General features: G+C 72.4%; 17 protein-coding genes, 1 tRNA gene and 3 pseudogenes. 15 read left to right on the forward strand and 6 right to left on the reverse strand.

Features of this window, described 5'->3' with window-relative positions; genetic code table 11:
• Positions 1-63: 63 nt before the first annotated feature.
• A complete protein-coding gene (locus ACFC09_RS24465; RefSeq protein WP_376531934.1) occupies positions 64-699 on the reverse strand; it encodes a 5-formyltetrahydrofolate cyclo-ligase in 636 nt (211 codons plus the stop codon).
• Positions 700-778: 79 nt separating this feature from the next.
• On the opposite strand from ACFC09_RS24465, the gene galU reads away from it, so the two are divergent.
• The 8 genes and pseudogenes from galU to ACFC09_RS24505 all read left to right on the forward strand — a co-directional run.
• Complete coding sequence (gene galU / locus ACFC09_RS24470) at positions 779-1,681, forward strand: UTP--glucose-1-phosphate uridylyltransferase GalU (protein ID WP_376531936.1); 903 nt, start codon at positions 779-781, stop codon at positions 1,679-1,681.
• Positions 1,682-1,685: 4 nt separating this feature from the next.
• Complete coding sequence (glp, locus tag ACFC09_RS24475) at positions 1,686-3,008, forward strand: gephyrin-like molybdotransferase Glp (protein ID WP_376531938.1); 1,323 nt, start codon at positions 1,686-1,688, stop codon at positions 3,006-3,008.
• A 245-nt stretch (positions 3,009-3,253) separates the two neighbouring features.
• On the forward strand, positions 3,254-3,733 hold the full coding sequence (gene moaC / locus ACFC09_RS24480) for a cyclic pyranopterin monophosphate synthase MoaC (protein ID WP_376531940.1): 480 nt from the start codon (positions 3,254-3,256) through the stop codon (positions 3,731-3,733).
• Positions 3,730-4,386: a molybdenum cofactor biosynthesis protein B gene (locus tag ACFC09_RS24485; protein ID WP_376531942.1), complete on the forward strand. Its 657-nt coding sequence runs from the start codon at positions 3,730-3,732 to the stop codon at positions 4,384-4,386. The genes moaC and ACFC09_RS24485 overlap by 4 nt, the downstream gene beginning before the upstream one ends.
• A gap of 20 nt (positions 4,387-4,406) precedes the next feature.
• Positions 4,407-5,090, forward strand: coding sequence for a GNAT family N-acetyltransferase (locus ACFC09_RS24490; protein WP_376531944.1), 684 nt, complete (start codon positions 4,407-4,409; stop codon positions 5,088-5,090).
• Positions 5,091-5,294: 204 nt separating this feature from the next.
• Positions 5,295-6,716 carry a gephyrin-like molybdotransferase receptor GlpR gene (gene glpR / locus ACFC09_RS24495; RefSeq protein WP_376531946.1) on the forward strand — a complete coding sequence of 474 codons (1,422 nt, stop codon included), beginning with the start codon at positions 5,295-5,297 and terminating at the stop codon, positions 6,714-6,716.
• A gap of 282 nt (positions 6,717-6,998) precedes the next feature.
• Positions 6,999-7,072, forward strand: a tRNA-Ala gene (locus ACFC09_RS24500).
• Between the two features lie 217 nt (positions 7,073-7,289).
• A pseudogene (locus ACFC09_RS24505) lies at positions 7,290-7,507 on the forward strand (bifunctional 5,10-methylene-tetrahydrofolate dehydrogenase/5,10-methylene-tetrahydrofolate cyclohydrolase); the annotation flags it as partial.
• 77 nt (positions 7,508-7,584) lie between these two features.
• Here the strand turns inward: ACFC09_RS24505 and ACFC09_RS24510 are convergent.
• Positions 7,585-7,944 (reverse strand): hypothetical protein, encoded by a 360-nt coding sequence (locus ACFC09_RS24510; RefSeq protein ID WP_376531948.1) that lies wholly within the window; start codon positions 7,942-7,944, stop codon positions 7,585-7,587.
• Positions 7,941-8,420 (reverse strand): hypothetical protein, encoded by a 480-nt coding sequence (locus tag ACFC09_RS24515; protein WP_376531950.1) that lies wholly within the window; start codon positions 8,418-8,420, stop codon positions 7,941-7,943. Before ACFC09_RS24515 ends, ACFC09_RS24510 begins: the two co-directional genes overlap by 4 nt.
• Positions 8,421-8,578: 158 nt before the next feature.
• Here ACFC09_RS24515 and ACFC09_RS24520 point away from each other — a divergent pair.
• A pseudogene (locus tag ACFC09_RS24520) lies at positions 8,579-9,622 on the forward strand (FAD-dependent oxidoreductase); the annotation flags it as partial.
• 79 nt (positions 9,623-9,701) lie between these two features.
• Here ACFC09_RS24520 and ACFC09_RS24525 read toward each other — a convergent pair.
• Positions 9,702-10,616, reverse strand: a complete 915-nt coding sequence (locus tag ACFC09_RS24525) for a LysR family transcriptional regulator (RefSeq protein WP_376531952.1) — start codon at positions 10,614-10,616, stop codon at positions 9,702-9,704.
• Between the two features lie 140 nt (positions 10,617-10,756).
• On the opposite strand from ACFC09_RS24525, the pseudogene ACFC09_RS24530 reads away from it, so the two are divergent.
• A pseudogene (locus ACFC09_RS24530) lies at positions 10,757-11,107 on the forward strand (nuclear transport factor 2 family protein); the annotation flags it as partial.
• Between the two features lie 27 nt (positions 11,108-11,134).
• On the opposite strand, the gene ACFC09_RS24535 reads toward ACFC09_RS24530, so the two are convergent.
• Complete coding sequence (locus tag ACFC09_RS24535; protein WP_376531954.1) at positions 11,135-11,611, reverse strand: GNAT family N-acetyltransferase; 477 nt, start codon at positions 11,609-11,611, stop codon at positions 11,135-11,137.
• A 68-nt stretch (positions 11,612-11,679) separates the two neighbouring features.
• On the opposite strand from ACFC09_RS24535, the gene ACFC09_RS24540 reads away from it, so the two are divergent.
• Positions 11,680-12,483, forward strand: coding sequence for an exodeoxyribonuclease III (locus ACFC09_RS24540; protein WP_376531956.1), 804 nt, complete (start codon positions 11,680-11,682; stop codon positions 12,481-12,483).
• Between the two features lie 119 nt (positions 12,484-12,602).
• Here ACFC09_RS24540 and ACFC09_RS24545 read toward each other — a convergent pair whose 3' ends face one another.
• The gene (locus ACFC09_RS24545; RefSeq protein ID WP_376532131.1) at positions 12,603-13,223 is read right to left on the reverse strand and encodes a MerR family transcriptional regulator; all 621 of its coding nucleotides are present in this window, start codon (positions 13,221-13,223) and stop codon (positions 12,603-12,605) included.
• A gap of 201 nt (positions 13,224-13,424) precedes the next feature.
• Between ACFC09_RS24545 and ACFC09_RS24550 the strand changes: the two genes are divergently transcribed.
• From ACFC09_RS24550 to ACFC09_RS24565, 4 genes are all read left to right on the forward strand, one after another.
• The gene (locus ACFC09_RS24550) at positions 13,425-14,930 is read left to right on the forward strand and encodes a flavin-containing monooxygenase (RefSeq protein WP_376531958.1); all 1,506 of its coding nucleotides are present in this window, start codon (positions 13,425-13,427) and stop codon (positions 14,928-14,930) included.
• A complete protein-coding gene (locus ACFC09_RS24555) occupies positions 14,927-16,033 on the forward strand; it encodes an alpha/beta fold hydrolase (protein ID WP_376531960.1) in 1,107 nt (368 codons plus the stop codon). The genes ACFC09_RS24550 and ACFC09_RS24555 overlap by 4 nt, the downstream gene beginning before the upstream one ends.
• Positions 16,030-16,914 (forward strand): SDR family oxidoreductase, encoded by an 885-nt coding sequence (locus ACFC09_RS24560; RefSeq protein ID WP_376531962.1) that lies wholly within the window; start codon positions 16,030-16,032, stop codon positions 16,912-16,914. Before ACFC09_RS24555 ends, ACFC09_RS24560 begins: the two co-directional genes overlap by 4 nt.
• Positions 16,915-17,000: 86 nt before the next feature.
• A complete protein-coding gene (locus ACFC09_RS24565; RefSeq protein ID WP_376531964.1) occupies positions 17,001-17,240 on the forward strand; it encodes a hypothetical protein in 240 nt (79 codons plus the stop codon).
• The last annotated feature ends 74 nt before the right edge of the window (positions 17,241-17,314 follow it).

Here is a 17,314-nt window from a genome sequence, read left to right on the forward strand (position 1 = left end):
CGCGTGAGCGGGGCCCTTCCCTTGTGCCGCGGCGATCCCGGCGAAGCCCGCGGGCCGCCGCCGTCAGCCGGTCCTGAAGCGGCGCACGCCGGACGGCGTCACGACGGCGTGCACGGGCCGGTCGTGCTCCTGGGCCGGAAGGCGTTCGACGACCTCCGAGTCGTACAGGAGCACCACCAGGGCGGGGTGCGCGTCCGCGCGCTCCAGACGGGCCAGCACCCGGTCGTACGAGCCTCCGCCGCGGCCCAGCCGCATCCCGTGCGCGTCGACCGCGAGGCCGGGCAGCAGGACGACGTCGGCACCCGTCACGGCCTGCGGGCCCAGCCGGTCCCCCGCGGGTTCGCGCAGCGTCATCCGCCCGGCGTGCCGGACCTGGGTGAGGGAGCCCTCCCCGGCGTACGCGCCCCAGTCCAGGTCCTGGTCCGGCAGCAGGGCGGGCAGCAGGACCCGCACACCGCGCGCGTGCAGCGCGTCCAGCAGCGCCCGCGTCGCGGGCTCGCTCCCGACGGAGACGTACGCTGCCACCGTGCGGGCCCGCGCCAGCTCCGGCAGCTTCAGTGCCCACCCGGCCAGCGCGGCACCGGCCTCCTCGATGTCATCCGCCGTCAACCTGTTCCTCACCGTGAGGAGCTGTAGTCGCAACGTCCGCTTGTCAGGGTCGGCCGGGCGTCCTTCGTGTTCCACGGATCGTTCTCGCATCCTTCTTAATGTGCTCATATGGGAGCGAATTAACCGGAGCCCCAGTTTCCTGGCAAAGGCACCGGATAAGGTTGCGCGCATGACTCAGTCGCACCCCAGGATCAGTAAGGCTGTCATTCCCGCAGCAGGTCTTGGCACCCGGTTCCTGCCGGCCACCAAGGCCACCCCCAAGGAGATGCTGCCGGTCGTGGACAAGCCGGCGATCCAGTACGTGGTCGAGGAGGCCGTGTCGGCTGGGCTCGATGACGTCCTCATGGTCACGGGACGCAACAAGCGCCCCCTGGAGGACCACTTCGACCGCAACTACGAGCTGGAATCGGCTCTTCAGAAGAAGGGCGACGCGGCGCGGCTCGCCAAGGTCCAGGAGTCCAGCGACCTCGCGACCATGCACTACGTGCGCCAGGGCGACCCCAAGGGGCTGGGTCACGCCGTCCTGTGCGCGGCCCCGCACGTCGGGCACGAGCCCTTCGCCGTCCTGCTCGGCGACGACCTGATCGACCCGCGCGACCCCCTGCTCAAGCGCATGATCGAGGTCCAGGAGCAGCACGGCGGCAGCGTGATCGCGCTCATGGAGGTCGCGCCCGAGCAGATCCACCTCTACGGGTGCGCGGCCGTCGAGACCACCGCCGACGCCGATGTCGTCAAGGTCACCGGCCTGGTCGAGAAGCCCGACCCGGCGGACGCGCCGTCGCACTACGCGGTCATCGGCCGCTACGTCCTCGACCCGCACGTCTTCGACATACTGCGGCAGACCGAGCCGGGCCGCGGCGGCGAGATCCAGCTCACCGACGCCCTCCAGCAGCTCGCCCAGGACGAGAAGACCGGCGGCCCCGTGCACGGCGTCGTCTTCGAGGGCCGCCGCTATGACACCGGCGATCGTGGCGACTACCTGCGTGCCATTGTCAGACTCGCATGCGAACGTGAAGACCTGGGCCCGGAGTTCCGGACCTGGCTTCGCAGTTACGTAGCCGAGGAGATGTAGCGATTTGACCAGTGCCGCGCCCCGCACCGCCGACCCGGACCGCCTGTGGTCGGTGGACGACCACCTGGAGGACATCCTCACCACCGTCCGCGCCCTGGAGCCCATCGAGCTGCAACTGCTCGACGCCCTCGGCTGCGTCCTCGTCGACGACGTCATGGTGCCGGTCTCACTGCCGCCGTTCGACAACAGCTCCATGGACGGGTATGCGGTGCGGGTGACGGACGTCGCGGGCGCGAGCGAGGAGTTTCCCGCCGTCCTGGAGGTCGTCGGGGACGTCGCGGCCGGCGCTGCGGACCTGGTCCGGGTGGGTCCCGGCCAGGCCGCCCGCATCATGACCGGCGCCCCGCTGCCGCCCGGAGCCGAGGCCGTCGTCCCCGTGGAGTGGACCGACGGGGGCCTCGGCGAGGGCCCGGCGACCGGGATGCGCGCCCGTAGCCTGGCCCCCGACGGCGCCGCCGGGCACGTGCGGGTGTACCGCTCCGCCGAGCCACGCGCGCACGTGCGCGCGAAGGGCAGCGACGTACGGGCCGGTGACCGCGCCCTGGAGGCCGGCACGGTCCTCGGCCCGCCGCAGATCGGCCTGCTCGCCGCCATCGGCCGCGGCACCGTACGCGTACGCCCGCGCCCGCGCGTGGTCGTCATGTCCACCGGCAGCGAACTGATCCAGCCGGACGAGCAGCTCGACAGCGGCCAGATCTACGACTCCAACAGCTTCGCCCTCACCGCCGCCGCCCGCGACGCCGGCGCCATCGCCTACCGGGTGGGCGCCGTCGCCGACGACGCCGAGACCCTGCGCGCCACGATCGAGGACCAGCTGATCCGCGCCGACCTGCTGGTCACCACGGGCGGCGTCAGCGTCGGCGCCTACGACGTCGTCAAGGAGGCGCTGTCGGACGTCGGCGACGCGGACGAGGCGGGCGGCGGCGTCGAGTTCCGCAAGCTCGCCATGCAGCCCGGCAAGCCTCAGGGCTTCGGCACCATCGGCCCCGACCACACCCCCCTGCTGGCCCTGCCCGGCAACCCCGTCTCGTCGTACGTCTCCTTCGAGTTGTTCGTCCGCCCCGCCATCCGCACCCTGATGGGACTGGAGGACGTCCACCGGCCCCGGGTCCGGGCGACCCTCACGGCTCACGCGCCGCTCCGCTCCCCCAAGGGCCGCAGACAGTTCCTGCGGGGCACCTACGCCGACGGCGCGGTGACGCCGGTGGGCGGCGCCGAATCCCACCTGGTCGCGGCCCTGGCGCACGCCGACACACTGATCGTCCTCCCCGAGGACGTTACGTCCGTCGAACCGGGCGCCGAGGTCGAGGTGATCCTGCTCCGCTGAGCGGGTACCCGGGGCGGGGCGAGCGAGGCCCGCCACGGCCCGGCAGCGGCCCGAGAGACGCGGGGAAACCGCGGGAGCGGTCACGATGCCGCCGTGGACGACGACAACGCCGTACGGCCCGGCCGGTCCGAGCGCTCGGGCCGCGGTCCCGCTCCGCTGCGCACCGCGAGTTGGCGGTACCGTGTCGCGCACGACACATCCGTGCGCCGCACCCCGACGGACCCGACCGGAAGCCGCCACACAGCATGAGTACGCAGGACCGACTGACCCACATCGACGAGGCGGGCGCGGCCCGCATGGTCGACGTATCCGGGAAGGACGTGACGGCGCGCACCGCCCGCGCCAGTGGACGCGTCCTGGTCTCGCCCCGGGTGATCGAGCTGCTGCGCGGTGCGGGCGTCCCCAAGGGCGACGCCCTGGCCACCGCGCGCATCGCGGGCATCATGGGCGCCAAACGCACCCCGGATCTGATCCCGCTGTGCCACCCGCTGTCGGTGTCCGGTGTGAAACTGGACCTGTCGGTCGCGGACGACGCCGTCGAGATCGTCGCCACCGTCAGGACGACGGACCGTACGGGCGTCGAGATGGAGGCCCTGACCGCGGTGTCGGTGGCCGCCCTCACCGTGATCGACATGGTCAAGGCGGTCGACAAGGGAGCGGTCATCACGGACGTACGGGTGGAGGAGAAGACGGGCGGCAAGTCGGGCGACTGGAGCCGGGCATGAGCGGCGGGCCGTTCCTCGGCGGCGCGCTGACCGCTCCGTACAGCGCGCTGGTCGTCACCGCGTCCAACCGCGCCGCCGCCGGTGTCTACGAGGACCGTGGCGGGCCCCTTGTCGTCGCGGGCCTGAAACGGTTCGGGTTCGCCGTGGACGGGCCGCAGGTGGTGCCGGACGGGGATCCCGTTCAGGCGGCGCTGCGGGCGGCGGTGGAGGCCGGGTACGACGTCGTCGTCACCACCGGCGGCACCGGCATCTCGCCCACCGACCGCACGCCGGAGGCGACCCGCGAGGTGATCGACCGCGAGGTGCCGGGCATCGCGGAGGCGATCCGGGCGTTCGGACGCGAGAAGGTGCCGACCGCGGCGCTCTCGCGGGGGCTTTCCGGAGTGGCGCGCGGGACACTGATCGTCAACCTGCCCGGGTCCGGTGGCGGGGTCAAGGACGGGCTGGCCGTCCTGGAGCCGCTGCTGGTCCACGCCGTGGACCAGATCCGCGGCGGTGACCACCCCCGGCCGGACGCGGGCTCCGCGCAGCCCGCCGCGTCGTCCGAGCAGGCGGGCGAGGAGAATTCCAGACCCTCCCCCGGTGCCCGAGGGGCCGGGGTGGGAATGCCCCCGGCGGCAGCCGGGGAAGTACCCCCAGGGGGTGTGAGCTGAACAGCCCGTCCTGGCCCGCGGTGCTGACGGACGGCGAGGTCGTCCTGAGACCGATAAGGCTGCGCGACCAGCGTGTCTGGCGCGAGGTGAACCGGCGCAACCGGGACTGGCTGCGCCCGTGGGAAGCGACCATTCCGCCGCCCACGCCCAGCGGCCCGATCACCCACCGCCCGACCTACCGCCAGATGGTCCGGCATCTGCGGTCCGAGGCGAACGCGGGCCGGATGCTGCCGTTCGTCATCGAGTACCAGGGGCGGCTGGTGGGGCAGTTGACGGTCGCCGGGATCACCTGGGGATCGATGTGCTCGGCGCACATCGGTTACTGGGTGGACCAGGCGGTGGCCGGCCGGGGAGTGATGCCGACGGCCGTCGCGCTCGCGGTGGACCACTGTTTCCGCACCGTGGGTCTGCACCGCATCGAGGTCTGCATCCGCCCCGAGAACCGGCCCAGCCGCCGGGTCGTGGAGAAACTCGGCTTCCGTGAGGAGGGGCTGCGGCCGCGCTATCTCCACATCGACGGGGCCTGGCGCGACCACCTCGTCTTCGCGCTCACCGCGGAGGAGGTCCCGGAGGGGTTGCGCGGGCGCTGGGAGCGGGCGCGGTCCCGGCCGGCGACGGATACCGGGAGTGTGTCGAACGCCCAGAGCGGGCAGAGCACATCCGCCCCCTGGAATCCACAGAACGCTCCGAGGAATCCCGGCTAGCTCCGGGGAATCCCGGCTAGCGCGGAAATTGAATGTGTGTTCGAAATTGATCGGCGGATGACCGACTCGGGGTAATGAAATTCACGGGAACGGCCGTCTGCTGATCACATCGATGGCAAAAAAGCTGGAAGTATCAGCCTGATCGTGCGACACACCGGCCGAATTGGCAGATGGCCTCACGCAAACCCCTCTACCGTGTGAGGCGTGAGCAGCAGCGGCCTCATCTACGCAGTCATTGTCGGGGCCTGGGCCGCCTACTTGGTGCCGATGTGGCTCCGTAGGCAGGACGAGCTGAACGAGGCCCGTCCTACGGAACGCTTCAGTACCGCCATCCGGCTGCTGTCCGGACGGGCGGGGATGGAGCGCCGATACGCCAAGGACCTGCGGTCGCGCTCCGCCCGCGAGGGGGAGCCCGACACCGACAATGCTCCCGGCGCCGTCACCGATTCGGTGGACGTCCGGGCCTTCGCCATGCCCCGGATCCGCCGTCAGGTGCGGGCGGACGCCGAACCGGTGGCGCCGGCACGCCCCGAACGACCGCGCGAGCCCGGGTCCGTGTCGGCGTCCGCGCGTGAGTCCGGCTCCGGGCCGGTCTCCGGGCGCGACCACGCGGCGGCGTCGGCCTCCGCGTCGACCTCCGGGCGTGAGCACGGGGCGGCCCAGGCGCCCGCACGTGAGCACGGGGCGGCCCAGGCGTCCGCGCGTGAGCACGGGGCCTCCCAGGCGTCCGCGCGTGAGCACGGGGCGGTGTCGGCGTCCGGCGCCGCGATTGGTTCCCCGTCCGCCGAAGCGGCCGAGTCCCCGGCCGTGCCCGCGCAGCAGGGCGCCCCGGCGGCCCGGCACGCCCCTTCGGCGCAGGCCGCCGCGGCACGCGCCCGGCGCACCAAGGTGCTCGCGCGCCGTCGGCGCACCACGGTGCTGCTGTTCCTCGCCTTCACCCTCGGCGCGATCGTCGCCGCCGTCGGTGGGCTCGCCTTCCTCTGGGCGCCCGGTGTGCCCGCGGTCCTGCTCAGCGGATACATCGCGTACCTGCGCGCCCAGGAGCGCCGCCGGTTCGCCTACCAGATGGACCGGCGCCGGGCCGAGGTCGCGGCGCAGCGGCTCAGGGAGCGCCAGCCGCGTCGGCGTACGCCCGTGGACTCGGGCGCCACCGCCGACGAAGCGGACGAGGGACCCGAGCCGGAGGCCGACCCCGCGCTCTCCACCCTGGCCGCCGACCGGCGCGCGCTCGTCGAGCAGACCGACCACGCCGAATGGGTCGACCAGCAGCGCGAGCGCCAGCGGCGCCCCGGACACGGCGACAGCTGGGACCCGGTGCCGGTGCCGCTGCCCACGTACGTGACCGCGCCGGTCGCGCCGCGCGCCACCTCCGACGTGGACCTGGCGGCGCCCGACGCGTGGAGTTCGGCGCGGTCCAGTTCCGTGGCCCCGGAGCAGGAGGCGGAGTCCGCCGAGCCGGACGGGCCGACGGAGGAGTCGGCACAGACGGCGGAGGACAAGCCGACGGCGGGCGGACGCAGTGACGCGCGCCGGGCCGCTTCCGCCCGCCGCGCCCGCGAGCGCGGGCGCACGCCGTTGTTCGACCAGTACGAGGACGGCGAACGGCCGCGCGCGGCCAACGAGTGACGGCCGTGCGCGGTCAACGAGTGACGCCGGCCGGGCCGACGAGCGGTGGTGACGATGCCGGGATGCTCGGCAGCGTCGACGGCGGGGCACACGAGGGCTTGGGGCGCGGCAGCGTCGATGGCGGGGCGCACGGCGACGACGGTCGGGTGCGTGCGGCCGTGCGAAGCGGCGTCCGGCAGCGGCCGAAAGACCGTGTGACCAGCCGGTAACCCGGCCCCTGACCAGTCGGGGAACGGATTACCAAGCACCCCGACGGGGATGCTAAAGTTTCACTCGTTGCAAGGGCCTGTGGCGCAGTCCGGTAGCGCACCTCGTTCGCATCGAGGGGGCCAGGGGTTCGAATCCCCTCAGGTCCACGCACGACTGTTCTTGAGTTAGCTCAAGGTCGGTTGACGAGATCCCGGCGATCATGATGATCGCTCGGGATCTTTGTCGTTTCCGGGGTCTGTTCGAGGGTGTTCGGGGTGGTGGATGGCGGCGGTGGTGGTGCGCAGCTGTGTCGACGACTCGGTTTTCTCTGTTGAGCGCAGGACGGCCACCCCCGGGTTGCCGGGGGTGACGGGTGTGGTCTGTCGGTCGATCAGCGGTGAGGACGTCACACCGGGCGCGGTAGTGATCGATGCCGGGTACAACCCGGGCAACGTCGGCGACGCGTGGATTTCGCCACTGCCCGAACCCGTGTCCGCCTGATCACTCCCGTCCTCGGCGGAGTCGGGCCGATGGCCATCGCCGTCCTGCTCTCGCAGACCGTCGACGCCGCAGCACGTCAGCTCGGAGTCCCGGGACGCTGACACCACCCACATCGGCTGACCCGTCGGATCACTGTCACCGTGGACTCAAGGCCACAGGAAACGTCTTCTGTGCCGGATCAGCGGCGATCCGTGGCTCGCGGGTGCCCGGTCCCTGCGAAGGTGATCCAGCAGGTGTCGCGGGCGGTGTCCAGGAGATACCAGATGCGGCCGCCGCCGGTCACCTCGATCTGCCATTGCTCGCAGGTCTGTCCGCGGTGGATTCCGTGCGCCAGACCACCCTTGAGGCGGTGGTGCCGGGGTGTCTCCGTGGCAGGTCTGGGGGCGGTGCGCATGGTCGTCCAGGCGCGGTAGGTGTTCTCGCGGGCCTGCTGGGCGAGGCTCTCCCAGCCCTTGGCCGAGGCGGCGTCGGCGAAGCGGACCTCCCATTGGCCGTCCGGTGCCGGGGGTGCGGCGCGGTCGCCGCGACCCGCGGTCATGCGACGTCCCGCGGGTCCGGTACCGGGCCGTAGTCTTCGCTGTGGTCCCGGGTCAGTGCGGCCAGCAGTTCGGGGTCGGAGTAGACCTCGGCGGTGTGCTGCCAGGCGACGAGCAGTTGGGCGACGGACGCGCTGTTGCCGAGCGAGTCGGCGGCGCGCGTGGTGTCGACCAGTTCGACGGCGAAGGCGTGGAGATCGGGTTCGGGCAGGAAACGGACCCAGGGGAACGCGTCCGGCAGTATGTCGAGGAGCAGTTCCATGCTGCCGGGCTCCCGGCGCGCCATCGCGGCCAGTATCCGGGTGGCTGCCGACACCACCGTCTGGTCCTGTTCGGCCCGCGCCGCGGTGGTGAGGACCAGGTCCTCGCCGTCTCTACGGTGCAGGAGCAGTCTCGGCGATTCCTGGAGCCGGGCAAGCGTCTGCTTGTTCTTGTTCACCAGCTCGGAGAAGTTCACGGCTGCGTTCTCGATACCCATAACTTTGAAACTACTTCGAAACTCTCCATGGCGCCATCACCCGGAAGAGGGGCGCAGGGCAGCGGACAGGTCACGTACCTCTTGAGAATGGCCGATCGAGGGGCGAGCGGTTCCGCTGCCCTCGCTGCCGGGGAACGATCTTCGACGGAACGGGGAACGAGGCGGCGTCCTCCCCGGCTGCGCGTTCGCAGGGCGGGATGCTCGACATCCACGACTACAACGGACAACTCGCCCTCGAATCCGCCGACTTGATGGACGAGTTCCGTGGCCTCATTCTGGAGGGCCGTCAAGCGATGCGGGTCCTCGCCCCGGACGGGACCGTCCTGTTCGACAAGGCCGACGACGGCACCGGAGGACGCCCCGAGGTGCTACGCGGTGAGCTGCGACAGATCCTGTTCGACTCGCTCCCGGCCGGCACCGCCCGGTGGGGGCACAAGGTCAGCAGCACCCGTACGCTCGGCGAGGGCCGCCACGCGGTGACGTTCGCCGACGGCAGCACCGTCGTCACCGGCCTGCTGGTCGGCTCGGACGGCGCGTGGTCACGGGTCCGGCCGCTGCCCTCCGCCACCACACCCGGGTAAACCGGCAAGTCGGTCGTCGAGACCTACCTGTTCGACGCCGACACCCGGCACCCGGCCACCGCGAAAGCGGTCGGTGGCGGGTCGATGATCGCGCCCAAGCCGGGCCGGGAGATCTTCGCCCACCGGGAAAGGGGCGACACCCTGCATGCCTACGTCGAACTGTCCGAGCCGCAGGAATGGTTCGCCGCCATCGATTTCGCCGATGCCGCCGTGGCCACCGCCAGGATCGCGCAGGAGTTCGCCGGCTGGGCGCCGGAACTCACCGCGCTGATCACCGACAGCGACATCGCGCCGGTCCTGCGCCCCCTCTACGCCCTGCCGACCGGGCACCGGTGGGACCGGGTGCCGGGAGTGACCCTGCTCGGCGATGCCGCCCACCTCTTGGCCCCTAAGGGCGAAGGCGCCAACCTGGCCATGCTCGACGGCGCCGAACTCGGCAAGGCCCTCGCCGCACACCCCGACGACACCGAGGCCGCACTCACCGAATACGAGCAGGCCACGTTCTCCCGCAGCGCCGAGGTGGTCACTTTCGAAGGTTTCGAGGCGCACGGGACCGACTCCGACGACAATCCGGTCCACAGCCTGATCGCCGCGTTCACCCGGCACGAGCAGCCCAAGTAAGGCATTCGCGCAAGGTGTTCGCGCAAGGTGTTCGCCGTCGTGCGGGCCTTGGGACCAGGAGAGTCCACCAGCCATCGCGTCAGGTCCGTGTCCCGGGTCGGGTGGGGCCGGCCGGGGCGAAGGCCGTCGCCAGTTGGTCGAGCAGGGGTGCCGCGGACGGGTGCGGGGCGCGGCGGGGGGTGATCGTGTAGATGCCGCGGCTCGGGGGATCGACGAGGGCCGCCGTGGTGACGTCGGGCCGCAGCGCGCAGGTCAGGAGCCCGGGGATCAGGGCGATGGCGTGGCCGGTTGCGACCAGAGCCAGCTTGCCGGGCAAGTCGGCCGCGGTGAGGTCGACACGGGCGGTGACTCCGGCACGGGCCGCGTGCCGGCGCAGCAGGGCCGCCGAGCCGTCGTTGTCCTCGACCCCGGTCTCGTCGGCCAGGGTCCGGATGGACACGGGCCCGCGGCCGGCCCGCCGGTGACCGGCCGGCAGTACGACGACCATGTGGTCCAGCCCGAGGAACCGGCGTTCGACACGTGGGTCGTTGGGCAAGCCCGGCGGTGCGTCGGTGACGACGGCGACGTCGAGATCGCCGGCGGTCACCCGGTGGTGCAGTTGTTCGCTCAGCCCGGGGAACAGGCTCCACCGGACGGGCCCGGCCCGCTCCAGCATCCGCCGGACGGCCTCGGGGACGATCCCCGCGGCCAGAGAGGGCGTCGCGCCGACGGCCAGCGGCCGTTCGGACGCGCCGTCGCGCAGGTCGCGGGCGGCGCGCACGGCGCGGTCGGCCTCGTCGAGTGTGGCCAGGGCGTGGTGGTGGAACGCCTCGCCCGCGGGCGTCGGGCGTACACCGCGCGCGTGGCGCTCGATGAGGGACACACCGAGTTGCCGCTCCAGGCCGGCGATCTGCCGGGAGACGGCGGACTGCGTGTGGTTGAGCTCGACGGCCGCCGCCGACAGCGATCCGAGTCGGCACACGGTCACGAAGGTTCGCCACACGGTCAGTTCCATGGCGCCAGTATGTCCAGCCGGTATGCGCGTCCGGCAGGGGAGGGCTGCGAAATCTGCGCTTGTCGCAGAGTCGGAGGTGAACCACTCTGGCCCGCATGACCACAGCACACACCGTCGCCGTTCCCGGCCCGGATCCCGCCGTGGGTGAGGCCGTGCTCGTGCCGCTGCGCGCCTACGCCCGCGGGCACGCCACCGGCGACCCCGCCCATTTCCGCGACGCGTTCCTGCCCACCGCCCACGTTGAGGGAGTCCGGGACGGCGTCTTCGTCTCGTGGCGGCTGGAGGAGTACTGCGCCCTCTTCTCCGGCCGGCCCGCGCTGGACGAGGCGACCCGGTCGCGCCGCATCGACGCCGTCGACGTCCACGGCACCGTCGCGACCGCGGCCATGACGCTCCGGCACGGCGCGGACACGTTCACCGACGTCTTCCTGCTGGTGCGCGCCGACGGGTGCTGGCGCATCGCCAACAAGGTCTATCACCGGCACGGCTGAGCGGGGGCCGTCGGACGGACCGTCCGGCTACAGGGGTTTCGCGTAGCAGAGGCTGGACTCGTGGTGGCGGTAGTAGCCGAACTTGGTGCACGGTTCGTAGCCGCTGGAGGTGTACAGGGCGATGGCCTCCGGCTGTGCCGTGCCCGTCTCCAGCACCATGCGGACGCGGCCGGCCGCGCGTGCGTCCTCCTCCAGGGCGGCCAGGATGCGGCGGGCCAGGCCGCGGCCGCGCATCTGCTCGATCACGAACATGCGCTTGAGTTCGGCGTCGCCGTCCTCGTTGCCCTGGCCGTTGGCGTCCTGGCTGCGCCAGCCGCCGGTGGCCACGGGGCGGCCACCGTCGTCGTAGGCGATCAGGTAGACACCTCTCGGCGGGGTGAAGTCCAGGGCGTCCAGGACGGTGGCGTCGCCGCCGTCGCCGTAGCGGAGGTGGTACTCGGCCTGGACTTCGTCGTTGAGCTTGACGGCGTCGGGGTGGTCGAAGGGGACGCGACGTATAAGCATGCTAGGCATCGTACTTCTATGCAGAATGTGGACGTGGGCCTCGTACAGTGTGCCGGTATCGTGCCCTGGTGCTGACTGTGACCTCTGTCAATGTGAACGGGCTGCGGGCCGCCGCGAAGAAGGGATTCGTGGAGTGGCTCGCCGGGACCTCCGCGGACGTGCTCTGCCTACAGGAGGTGCGCGCCGAGCCGCAGCAGTTGCCCGAGGGCGTACGGCAGCCGGAGGGCTGGCACGTCGTGCAGGCCCCGGCCGCCGCCAAGGGGCGCGCGGGCGTCGCCCTGTACACCCGGCGGGAACCCGACCGCGTCCAGGTCGGCTTCGGCTCGGCCGAGTTCGACACGAGCGGCCGGTACGTCGAGGCCGATCTGCCCGGGGTCACCGTCGCCTCCCTCTATCTGCCCTCCGGTGAGGTGGGCACCGAGCGGCAGGACGAGAAGATCCGGTTCATGGACGAGTTCCTGGCCCATCTGAAGGCGCTGCGTGCGCGGGCCGCCGCTGGCGGGCGGGAGGTCGTCGTGTGCGGCGACTGGAACATCGCCCACCAGAACAGCGATCTCAGGAACTGGCGCGGCAACACCAAGAACTCCGGCTTCCTGCCCGAGGAGCGGGCCTGGCTGACGCAGGTCCTCGACCCGGCGGACGGCGGGTACGCCGACGTCGTGCGGGCCCTGCACCCCGACACCGAGGGGCCGTACACCTGGTGGTCGTACCGGGGGCGGGCCTTCGACAACGACAGCGGTTGGCGGATCGACTACCACGTCTCGACGCCGGGGCTCGCGGGCAAGGCCGTCAAGGGGTACGTGGAACGGGCGGCCACGCACGCCGAACGCTGGTCGGACCACGCGCCGGTGACGGTGGTCTACGACCTGTAGGCCGTCTGCGGCCTGAGGCCGTTCACGACCTGTAGGCGGGGTTCCGCGGCCGCCTGCTTCCCCGCGGCCCGCGCCCCGCCCCGCCCCGCTCCGGCCCGCCCCGCTCCGGCCCGGTGCCGTCAGTCCCGTTTGTGCAGGCGCCTGTCCAGCGCCAGGGAGAACTCCGCCTCGACCACGCTGCGGGCCAGCGGGCGCAGGCGTTCCAGGTCGTCCTCGGGGGCGTGGCGCAGCACCATCCGGGCGAACATGTCGGCCAGCGCGTCGGCGTGTTCGCGTACCCGCTTGCCCGCCGCCAGCACCTCGGCGAGCGGGATGCCCTCACGGACCAGCGCGGACGACACGTCCAGCAGGCGGCGGCTGATGTGCACGATCTCGTTGCCGTCGGTGCCCAGATAGCCCAGCTCCAGGGCGGCGGCCAGGTTCTCCGGGGTGACCTCACCCTCGAAGCGGGCGGCCAGTTCCTCGGGGGTGAGGCGGACCGGCTCCTCCTCGGTGGGGGTGTCGACGCCGAGCAGGTCGGCGACGCCGCGGCCGTGGTCGAGGGCGTCGGCCAGCTCCGCGATGCCGCTGAGCGTGTGGCCGCGCTCCAGCAGCGCCGAGATGGTGCGCAGCCGGGCCAGGTGCTGGTCGTCGTACCAGGCGATGCGGCCCTCGCGGCGGGGCGGCGGGATCAGCTTGCGTTCGCGGTAGAAGCGCAGGGTGCGCACCGTGATGCCGGCCAGCCGGGCCAGTTTCTCCATGCGGTACTCGCGGGGGCCGCCCTGACGGCCGCCGCCCTGTCCGCCGCTTCGTCCACCGTCTGCTGCCACAGGGGCAGCCTAGGGCGTACCGCCGGTAACTTTCCTTCGCCCGACCCCTACCCATCGGTACGGGGCTGTCCTACGCTCCCATCGTGCCAGTGTTCACTGGCAGAATCCGTTGCGATGCCGGGAGGCTGCGGGATGGCCCAGCACGAGCATGTACGGGTGGCGGTGATCGGGTCCGGTTTCGGCGGCCTCGGCGCGGCCGTGCGGCTGCGCCGCGAGGGGATCACCGACTTCGTCGTCCTGGAACGGGCGGACAGCGTCGGCGGTACCTGGCGGGACAACGACTATCCCGGGTGCGCCTGCGACGTACCCTCCCACCTGTACTCCTTCTCCTTCGCGCCCAACCCCGAGTGGCCGCGCGCCTTCTCCGGGCAGGAGCACATCCGCGCCTATCTGGAGCGCGTCACCGACACCTTCCGGCTGCGCCCGCACCTGCGCTTCGGCGCCGAGGTGAGGCGGATGGCCTGGGACGGCGGGAAACTGCGCTGGGAGATCGAGACCAGCAGGGGTGCGCTCAGCGCCGACGTCGTCGTCTCCGCCGCCGGGGCGCTGGCCGACCCCAGGATCCCGCGGATCCCGGGGCTCGACTCCTTCCCCGGCGAGGTCTTCCACTCCGCCCGCTGGAACCACGACTACGACCTGCGCGGCAAGCGCGTCGCCGTGGTCGGCACCGGCGCCTCCGCCATCCAGATCGTGCCGGCCGTCCAGCCGCTCGTCTCCCGGCTGACCCTCTTCCAGCGCACCCCGCCGTGGGTGCTGCCGCGCGTCGACCGGGCCATCACCGGCGCCGAGCGCTGGCTGCACCGGCACCTTCCGATCACCGCGCAGGCCCGGCGCGGACTGCTGTGGGGCATCCGGGAACTACAGGTGCAGGCGTTCACCAAGCACCCGAACGAACTCGGCCCGGTCGAGCACCTCGCCAAGCGCACCATGGCCCGCGCCGTCAAGGACCCCGCGCTGCGCGCCAAGCTCACCCCCGACTACCGGATCGGCTGCAAGCGGATCCTGCTGTCCAACTCCTACTACCCGGCCCTCGCCCAGCCGAATGTCGACGTGGTGGCGAGCGGGCTGAGCGAGGTCAGGGGCGCCACCCTGGTCGCCGCCGACGGCACCGAGGCCGAGGTCGACGCGATCGTCCTCGGGACGGGCTTCCACGTCACCGACATGCCGATCGCCGAGCGGGTCGTCGGCGCGGACGGCAGGACCCTCGCCCAGGCGTGGCAGGACGGCATGCAGGCGCTGCGCGGCGCCTCCGCGGCCGGCTTCCCCAACTGGATGACGATCATCGGGCCGAACACCGGCCTCGGGAATTCCTCCATGATCCTGGTGATCGAGTCCCAGCTGAACTACATGGCCGACTTCCTGCGTCAGCTCGACGTCCTCGGCGGCCGGGCCGCCCTCGACGCCCGCCCCGGCGCCGTGCGCGCCTGGAACGAGCGGGTCCAGGAGCGGATGCGGCGCACCGTGTGGAGCACCGGCGGCTGCACCAGCTGGTACCTGGACGCGAGCGGCCGCAACACCACCATCTGGCCCGGTACGACGACGGAGCTGCGGCGTGCCACCCGGCGGGTGGACCTCGCCGAGTACGAGGTCCTGCGGGTACCCGCCCGCGCGACGGCCCCGGTGGAGGTGGGGGCGTGAGCCGTCCGACGCACGTGACCGCGGGCCCCTACGCGCCGCCCACGCCCGCCCGCGAGCTGACGGTGGTCTCCGCCGACGGCGCGCGGCTGCACACCGAGGTGCACGGCCCCGAGGGCGCGCCGCCGGTCGTCCTCGCCCACGGCTGGACCTGCTCGACCGCCTTCTGGGCGGCCCAGATCCGGGACCTGGCGGCGGACCACCGGGTCATCGCCTACGACCAGCGGGGCCACGGGCGCAGCCCGGCGAACCCCGTCTGCTCGACCCGGGCGCTCGCCGACGACCTGGAGGCCGTGCTCGACCGGACGCTCGCGCCGGGCGAACGAGCCGTGGTCGCGGGCCACTCCATGGGCGCCATGACGGTGCTGGCGGCGGCCACGCGGCCCCGCTTCCGCGAGCACACCGCCGCCGTCCTGCTGTGCAGCACGGGCAGTTCGCGGCTGGTCGCGGAGGCACGCATCGTGCCGCTGCGCGCCGGTCGCGCACGCACCTGGATCACGGCACGCATCCTGGGCTCGCGCGCCCCGCTCGGCCCGGTCACGCCGGCGGCCCGGCGGATCCTCAAGTACGCGACGATGGGTGCCGGTTCCGCGCCGTACATGGTGGACGCGTGCGCCCGGATCGTGCACGCCTGCCCGCCCGGTGCGCGGTACGCCTGGTCGCAGGTGCTGGAAGGGCTCGATCTCGACGACGGCGTACGGGAGTTGACGGTGCCCACGGCGGTGGTCGCCGGGACCACCGACCGGCTCACGCCGCCGGTGCACGCGCGGGCCGTCGTCGCCGCGCTGCCGCACTGCGTCGGCCTGACCGAACTGCCCGGACTCGGCCACATGACGCCGGTGGAGGCGCCCGAACTGGTCACCGGCCGGATCCGGGAACTCGTCGCGACGTACCTCGACGACCCGGCGCGGTCCAAAGACGCGAAGGGCGCGAAGGGTGTGAACGGCGCGGACGGCGTGGACGGCGTGGACGGCGCTGCGGAAACGGCACGTACGGCGGACGCCAGAGGCACAGACATGGGCCCGAGCACGGGCACGGCCGCGGGTGCGGGTGCGGGTGCGGGCGCGGTGGACGGTGCGGACGTGCAGGCCAAGGAGGACGCATGAGCAGGGTCGGCCTCGAAGGGCAGGTCGCGGTCGTCACCGGCGCGGCACGCGGCGTCGGCGAGATGCTCGCCCGCAAACTGTCCGCGCGCGGTGCGAAGGTGGCGCTGGTCGGTCTGGAGCCGGACGCGCTGAAGGAGGTCTCCGGGCGGCTGCACGGCGACAGCGGCCACTGGTACGCCGACGTCACCGACCACGAGGCGATGGTCCGGGTGGCCGGTGAGGTCAAGGAGCGCTTCGGCAAGGTGGACATCGTCGTCGCCAACGCCGGTGTGGCCACCGGCGGTCCGTTCGCCGACTCCGACCCGGACGCCTGGCGGCGGGTGATCGAGGTCAACCTGATCGGCTCGGCGGTGACCGGCCGTGCCTTCCTGCCCGTGCTCGCTCAGAGCCGCGGCTATCTGCTCCAGATCGCCTCGCTCGCCGCGCTCACCCCGGCGCCGATGATGACGGCGTACTGCGCCTCCAAGGCGGGCGTGGAGGCGTACGCGCACAGCCTGCGCGCCGAGGTCGGCCACCGGGGGGTGCGGGTCGGGGTGGCGTATCTGTCCTGGACCGACACGGACATGGTGCGCGGCGCCGACCAGGACGCGACCATGCGGGAGTTGCGGCAGCGGCTGCCGTGGCCGGCCAACAGGACCTATCCGCTCGGGCCCGCGGCGGAGCGGATCGTGGCCGGGATCGAACGCCGGTCGAGCCATGTGTACGGGCAGTGGTGGCTGCGCGGGATGCAGGGCGTACGGGGCTGTCTGCCGGCGCTCGTCGGGACGGTCGGGCAGCGCGAGATGCGGCGGTTCGGACCCCGGCTCCAGGGGATGCGCATCGGGCTGGTCGGCGCGGGCGGGGAGGCCGACGAACGGGCCCGTGCTACGCACCGTGACTGATCGACATGCGCGGGGTGTCGGGCCGTGTGAATCTGGTCGGGGCCCATCGAGGCCCAACCCCCCTACCCTCACGGGAGTGAACCCACATGGGTATGAAGGACCAGTTCCAGGAGAAGGCCAAGAACCTGCGGGACCAGGCCGAGCAGAGCGCGCGTGAGAAGGCCGGCCAGCGCGGTCAGCGCGGCCAGCAGCAGTCCGGCAAGCCGCAGCCCGGCGGCAGGCCGCAGTCCGAGCGTGGCGGCCGCCAGAACCCGCGGGACACGCGGGACATGCCGGACAACGAGCGTGAGATGCACGACCGCATGGACCAGGACTACGACGCCTGACGCCTGACGCCTGACGCCACGGTCGGTCATCGGTCCGCACAGGGGCGCCCCGGACGCGGGGCGCCCTTCCCGTG

The sequence above is a fragment of the Streptomyces sp. NPDC056161 genome (assembly GCF_042268025.1).
In the GTDB taxonomy this organism is placed as follows: domain Bacteria; phylum Actinomycetota; class Actinomycetes; order Streptomycetales; family Streptomycetaceae; genus Streptomyces.

Excerpts from the sequence above, each read along its gene's own strand:
- ACFC09_RS24465 (WP_376531934.1), bottom strand. The coding sequence starts at position 699 with ATGCGAGAACGATCCGTGGAACACGAAGGACGCCCGGCCGACCCTGAC.
- galU (WP_376531936.1), top strand. The coding sequence starts at position 779 with ATGACTCAGTCGCACCCCAGGATCAGTAAGGCTGTCATTCCCGCAGCA.
- moaC (WP_376531940.1), top strand. The coding sequence starts at position 3,254 with ATGAGTACGCAGGACCGACTGACCCACATCGACGAGGCGGGCGCGGCC.
- ACFC09_RS24485 (WP_376531942.1), top strand. The coding sequence starts at position 3,730 with ATGAGCGGCGGGCCGTTCCTCGGCGGCGCGCTGACCGCTCCGTACAGC.
- ACFC09_RS24510 (WP_376531948.1), bottom strand. The coding sequence starts at position 7,944 with ATGACCGCGGGTCGCGGCGACCGCGCCGCACCCCCGGCACCGGACGGC.
- ACFC09_RS24515 (WP_376531950.1), bottom strand. The coding sequence starts at position 8,420 with ATGGGTATCGAGAACGCAGCCGTGAACTTCTCCGAGCTGGTGAACAAG.
- ACFC09_RS24525 (WP_376531952.1), bottom strand. The coding sequence starts at position 10,616 with ATGGAACTGACCGTGTGGCGAACCTTCGTGACCGTGTGCCGACTCGGA.
- ACFC09_RS24535 (WP_376531954.1), bottom strand. The coding sequence starts at position 11,611 with ATGCTTATACGTCGCGTCCCCTTCGACCACCCCGACGCCGTCAAGCTC.
- ACFC09_RS24545 (WP_376532131.1), bottom strand. The coding sequence starts at position 13,223 with ATGGAGAAACTGGCCCGGCTGGCCGGCATCACGGTGCGCACCCTGCGC.
- ACFC09_RS24550 (WP_376531958.1), top strand. The coding sequence starts at position 13,425 with ATGGCCCAGCACGAGCATGTACGGGTGGCGGTGATCGGGTCCGGTTTC.
- ACFC09_RS24560 (WP_376531962.1), top strand. The coding sequence starts at position 16,030 with ATGAGCAGGGTCGGCCTCGAAGGGCAGGTCGCGGTCGTCACCGGCGCG.
- ACFC09_RS24565 (WP_376531964.1), top strand. The coding sequence starts at position 17,001 with ATGGGTATGAAGGACCAGTTCCAGGAGAAGGCCAAGAACCTGCGGGAC.